This window comes from Streptomyces sp. ID05-39B (assembly GCF_033794725.1).
GTDB lineage: Bacteria > Actinomycetota > Actinomycetes > Streptomycetales > Streptomycetaceae > Streptomyces > Streptomyces bobili.
Window position 1 is genome coordinate 1 of sequence record NZ_JARGEF010000381.1, and the last position, 5182, is coordinate 5182.

General features: G+C 72.8%; 4 protein-coding genes. All 4 read right to left on the bottom strand.

Annotated elements, in window-relative coordinates; translation table 11 throughout:
* Positions 1–680 precede the first annotated feature (680 nt).
* Positions 681–1259, bottom strand: a complete 579-nt coding sequence (locus P1P75_RS39485) for a hypothetical protein (protein ID WP_319264456.1) — start codon at positions 1257–1259, stop codon at positions 681–683.
* Positions 1260–1360: 101 nt separating this feature from the next.
* On the bottom strand, positions 1361–2611 hold the full coding sequence (locus P1P75_RS39490; protein ID WP_319264458.1) for an MFS transporter: 1251 nt from the start codon (positions 2609–2611) through the stop codon (positions 1361–1363).
* A gap of 44 nt (positions 2612–2655) precedes the next feature.
* The gene (locus P1P75_RS39495; protein WP_319264460.1) at positions 2656–4143 is read right to left on the bottom strand and encodes a citrate:proton symporter; all 1488 of its coding nucleotides are present in this window, start codon (positions 4141–4143) and stop codon (positions 2656–2658) included.
* A gap of 124 nt (positions 4144–4267) precedes the next feature.
* The coding region (locus P1P75_RS39500; RefSeq protein ID WP_319264461.1) for a molybdopterin oxidoreductase family protein at positions 4268–5182 on the bottom strand (915 nt) is incomplete at its 5' end.

A 5182-nucleotide genomic window follows, 5' to 3' on the forward strand; every position in this document is an offset into this window, starting at 1 on the left:
CCCCAGGGTGCTGCCAAGGGCCCCCGCGTCCTCCCGCGCTCGCGGGCCGTGGGGCGGCTGCAGGGGGCTTGGCCGTGCCCGGCCGGGCGGTCCCCGTGGAGGGCGGCCCCGGCGCGGGGCGGGACGTCGGCCGGGACGCGCCCGCCCTGCCCGGCTCGGACGCGGCTCCCGACGCAGACGGGGGCCGCCGGGGACCCGGCGGCGACGAGAGAGGCCGGGTCGGCCGCGGACGTGAGGAGGACGCCTGCCGGGGTGACTGCCCGGCCCGTACGGACGCCTTCCCCGGCGGCGACGGACGGGCGCGGGCCGCTGACACCCCCGGCGCGGGCTGCCGCGCGCCGGCCGACGGCGTTCCCGAGGACAGGGTCGCCGGTGACGGCGCGCCGACCGGGGGCCGCGCCGGCCCCGACAGCCCCGTTCCGCGCCGGAGCGGCTCCTCTCGGGGGTTCTCCGAGGCTGCGGGACCGGACCGCGTACTCGCCCGCCCGTCGGGGCCTCGCGCGTCGGCTCCCCCACCGGCAGAACTGGCGGAGCCGACGGAGCCGACCGTGAGGACCGCCGTGTCCGGGGGTTCCTCGGCGTGACCCCACCAGACGGCGCCCGTCACCAGCGTGACGGCCAGGGCTGCCGTCCTCGTCAGGCGGTAGGCGCGCGTCCGGTACCAGGGCCTGCGGATCCGCCTACGCCGCGCCATGCGAGCGGCGGCGCAGCCGGAACCAGGCCACTGCGCCGACCGCGGCCAGTCCCACCGCCGCGGCACCGGCGACGGGCGTGAACGCGGCGTCGCGGGCCAGCCCCCCGCCGCCCGCCGGCGGACCGCCGTTGGGGCCGCCGGGCACGTTCGGCCGGTTCGGGCAGTCGACCTTGAAGACCTTGTGCTTGCCGACGCCGTTGCCGTCGACGACGACCCACGTCAGCTTGTAGTGCCCGGAGGGCAGCATCAGGTTCTCGGTGACGCCGGCGCCGTTGGCGAGGGTGAGCGAGTCGGACAGGGTGGCGGTGGTGCCGGCCTGCGCGGACTGCGGCACGATGGTCCAGTTGATGCCCTGGGCGACGTCGAAGTTGAAGGCGTCGAGGTAGAAGTTGCAGACCTTGGGCTGGTTGGCCCTGGCGGGAACGGCGGTGCCCGCAAGGTGCACCTTGACGTCTCCGTTGTCCCCGGGGGCGGCGACGGCGGACGGCGCTCCGAGGAGAACGGCTCCACCGGCGGCGAGGGCCGTCAGCGTGGCGACCCTGCGTGGACGGGACGAGGTCGGCATCAGAGAACCTCCGAGTCAGATGATTTTCATACAAATCGGCTTGCACCTGACTGAATGTCACATCGCGACCCGTCGTTCACGGAAGCAGCACGTGCCGCGCCTCAGATATCGCTCTTACGGCCCAACGGCGACCGGGTACGCCGGACTCCGCCGCCGGCCCCCGGGCCGTCGCCACCTCGCGCCGTCCGCTCCGGCGAGCGCAGCGCCACCCCGGACGACAGCAGCAACAGCCCGCCGAGCATCACGAACGGCGCCGCCACGCCCGCGATCCCGGCGATCAGGCCCGCGGCGGCCGGCGCGGCGACCTGGCCGAGGCGGTTGCCGGTCAGGCGCAGCGCGAGGGCCGTGGAACGGGCGCCCTCGGGCGCCGCCTGAACGACCGTCGTCATGGACAGCGGCTGCCCGACCCCGAGACAGAATCCGAGCGCCGCGAGCATCACGGCCAGCGCCCACACCGGTACCGGTACCGCGATCCCGGCGCACAGCAGAGCCGCCAGCAGGCAGGTCACGGTGAGCAGCGCGGTCCGCCCGAGCAGCCGCAGCAGGGGCGTGAGGACCAGGCGGCAGGTGATGGTGGCCGCGGCCCGCAGACTGAGCAGCAGGCCGATCACGGACGGCGCGATGCCCCGGTGCTCGCCGACCACCGGCAGGTAGGCGGTGAGGATGTCGGTCGCCGACAGCACGGAGAGGCTGACGAGGATGCCCGCGGGAACGCCCCGGGCGCGCAGGATGCGTACGACGGGGACGCGGTCACCGTGCGCCGTGGGGGACTTGGGGCACGCGTCGCGGTGTTCGATGCGCCACAGGGACGTGAACGCGACCGCGGCGCCCGCGCCGGCGACGACGAGGGCCAGCGCGCTGCTGCGGGCCATGTCCGAGCCGCCGATCAGGGAGCCCGCGGCGATCGGGCCGACCAGCTGGCCGAGGGAGGCGCCGATCGTGAAGTGGCCGAAGTTGCGGTCCTGTTCGTGCGGCGCGGACTGGCGGGCGACGAGCGACTGGGCGCCGATGACGAAGCAGAGGTGGCCGAGGCCCATGACGCCGCTCCACAGGGCCATCGACCCCAGGGAACCGGCGACGCCGCTCAGCGCGCAGCCGCCGGCTATCAGGACCACGCCGAAGGGCAGCAGGGGCGCGCACCGGCCGTGGTCGGTACGGCGCCCCAGCGGGACGGCGGCGAAGAGCGGGAGCAGGGCGTACACGCCTGCGATGACGCCGACCGCCCGCTCGTCCGCGCCCAGCGCGAGGGCCCGGTAGGAGACGGCGGGCCGGGCCATGGACACCGCCCCCTGCGCGAAGCCGAAGGCGATGACGAGGCGGAGCAGCCAGCCGCGGTTCCCACCGGGCCTCATGGTGTTGTCCTTGGGGGAGAGCGGACGGATCGGATCTCGCGGGGTCAGATGATCCCGAACAGCATGCCCGCCGCGAGGATCACCAGGCTGGTCAGGGCGGCCCACTTCACGACGAACCGGGTGTGGTCGCCGAACTCGACCTTGGCCATGCCGACGAGGACGTAGACGGCGGGGACGAGCGGGCTCGACATGTGCAGGGGCTGGCCCACCAGGGAGGCGCGGGCGATCTCCAGCGAGGACACCCCGTGGGCCTGGCCGGCCTCGGCGAGGACGGGCAGGACGCCGAAGTAGAAGCCGTCGTTCGACATGAAGTAGGTGAGCGGGATGGACAGCACGCCGGTGACGAAGGCCATGTGCGGGCCCATGCCGTCGGGGATGTTGTCCACCAGCCAGTTGGCCATGCTGTCGACCATGCCGGTGCCGGTCAGGACGCCGGTGAAGACTGCGGCGGCGAAGACCATGCCGGCGACGTTGAGGACGTTCTCGGCGTGTGCGCCGAGGCGGGCCTTCTGGTCGGGCATGTGCGGGAAGTTGACGGTGAGCGCGAGCGCGGCGCCGAGCAGGAACAGCACCGGGATCGGCAGCAACTCCATGATCATGGCGGTGAGGAGCGTGACCGTGAGGAGCGCGTTGAACCAGTAGAGCTTGGGGCGCAGGGTGGTGCGGTTCGGGTCGAGTCCGGCGAGGCGCTCGTCGTCCTCGGACTCCTCGGCCCCTTCGTGGTCCTTGGCGGCGGGCGCGTCGATGTCGGCGTCGGTGCCGGAACCCGAACCGCCCGTCGGGGCGGCCTTCTTGCCGAAACCGGTACCGCTACCGCTACCGCCACCCGCACCGGTACCCGTGCCGGCGCCCACGAGCACCGTCTCGGAGGTGCTCCCGGTCTCCTTCTCCTCGACCAGCACCTCGTCCAGCGTCAGCACGCCGAGCCGCTTGCGCTCGCGGCGGCCCAGGACGTACGAGAGGGCGAGGACGCCCAGCAGGCCGACGGCCAGGGCCGGGATCATCGGGATGAAGATGTCGCTGGCGTCGAGCTTCAGCGCGGTGGCGGCGCGGGCGGTCGGGCCGCCCCAGGGCAGCGTGTTCATCACGCCGTTGGCCATCGCGGCGACACCGGTCATCACGACCAGGCTCATCTTCAGGCGCTTGTACAGCGGGTACATCGCCGAGACGGTGATCATGAAGGTGGTGGAGCCGTCGCCGTCGAGGGAGACGATCGCGGCGAGGACCGCGGTGCCGACGACGATGCGCAGCGGGTCGGCCTTGCAGAACTTCAGGATGGCCCGCACGATCGGGTCGAACAGGCCGACGTCGATCATCACACCGAAGTAGACGATCGCGAACATGAGCATCGCCGCGGTGGGGGCGAGGCTGGTGACGCCGTCGAGGACGTAGTCCCCGAGTTTGGCGCCCTTCCCGACGAAGACGCAGAACAGTGCCGGGATCAAGACGAGCGCCGCGATCGGCGACATCTTCTTCAGCATGATCAGGACCAGGAAGGTCGCGATCATGGCGAAGCCGAGGATGGTCAGCATGAATGGATACCTAACGTTCGCCCTTGAACATCCCACCTGAGGGTCGGCGGTGGGTTGACGTTAGGACCGTTCAAACGGTGTTAACAAGACGTTGACGTGCGAGCAATAAGCGCAAAACTCCTGGTCAGCCCAGTGGGCTGAGTTCGACGGGCACTCCGTTGAGGACGGCGTTGCCGGACAGCGGGTCGAGCAGGCTGCCGTCGAGGAGCTGGTTGACGTTGACGCCGGGGTCGGTGGAGGCGTGGGTCAGCCGGGTGCCGGGGCGGTCGTGGCCCCAGCCGTGCGGGATGCTGACGACGCCCCGGCGCACGCCGTCGGTCACCTCGGCGGGGGCGGTGACCTCTCCCCCGGCGCCCTTGACCCGCACCGGCTCCCCGTCGCGCAGGCCGAGCCGTTCGGCGTCCTCGGGATGGACCTGGACGGTGCAGCGGTTGGTGCCGCCGGTGAGGGCGGGGACGTTGTGCATCCAGCTGTTGTTGGACCGCAGGTGCCGGCGTCCGACGAGGACGAGGCCGGTGGGGCGCTCGGCCGCCGCCCGCCGCAGTCGCGGGAGGTCGTCGGCGATCGGCTGGGGCAGCAGCTCGATCTTGCCGCTGCGGGTCTTCAGGGGCTGCGGCAGGCGCGACCGCAGCGGTCCGAGGTCGATGCCGTGCGGATGCGCGAGCAGCCGCTCCAGGCCGAGGCCCTCGGGGTGTGCGCCGAAGCCGTCGCCGTAGGGGCCGAGGCGCAGCATCAGGTCGAGCCGGCGCTCGGGGCCGCTCTCGCCGGCGAGCTGTGCGGCGAGTTCCTCGGGGTCCCGGCCGTGCACGGGTGAGTGGGGTTCCTGGACCGCCTTGCCGAGGGTCTGGCCGACGACGAGGTCGTCGACGGCCGAGGGGTCGGCGCCGTGCATGCCGGTGACGGCCAGGGTCAGCCGGGCGAGGATCTCGGTCTCGGCCATCCTGCCGGGCTCCAGCGGGACGGCGGGGCGGCTGTAGCGGACCTGGTTGCGGACGGCGAGGGTGTTGAAGGCGAAGTCGTGGTGCGGGCTCTGGGAGGG

What these genes read in the sequence shown, in the direction of transcription:
- P1P75_RS39495 (WP_319264460.1), bottom strand. Translation starts at nt 4,143, where the DNA reads ATGCTGACCATCCTCGGCTTCGCCATGATCGCGACCTTCCTGGTCCTG.
- P1P75_RS39485 (WP_319264456.1), bottom strand. Translation starts at nt 1,259, where the DNA reads ATGCCGACCTCGTCCCGTCCACGCAGGGTCGCCACGCTGACGGCCCTC.
- P1P75_RS39490 (WP_319264458.1), bottom strand. Translation starts at nt 2,611, where the DNA reads ATGAGGCCCGGTGGGAACCGCGGCTGGCTGCTCCGCCTCGTCATCGCC.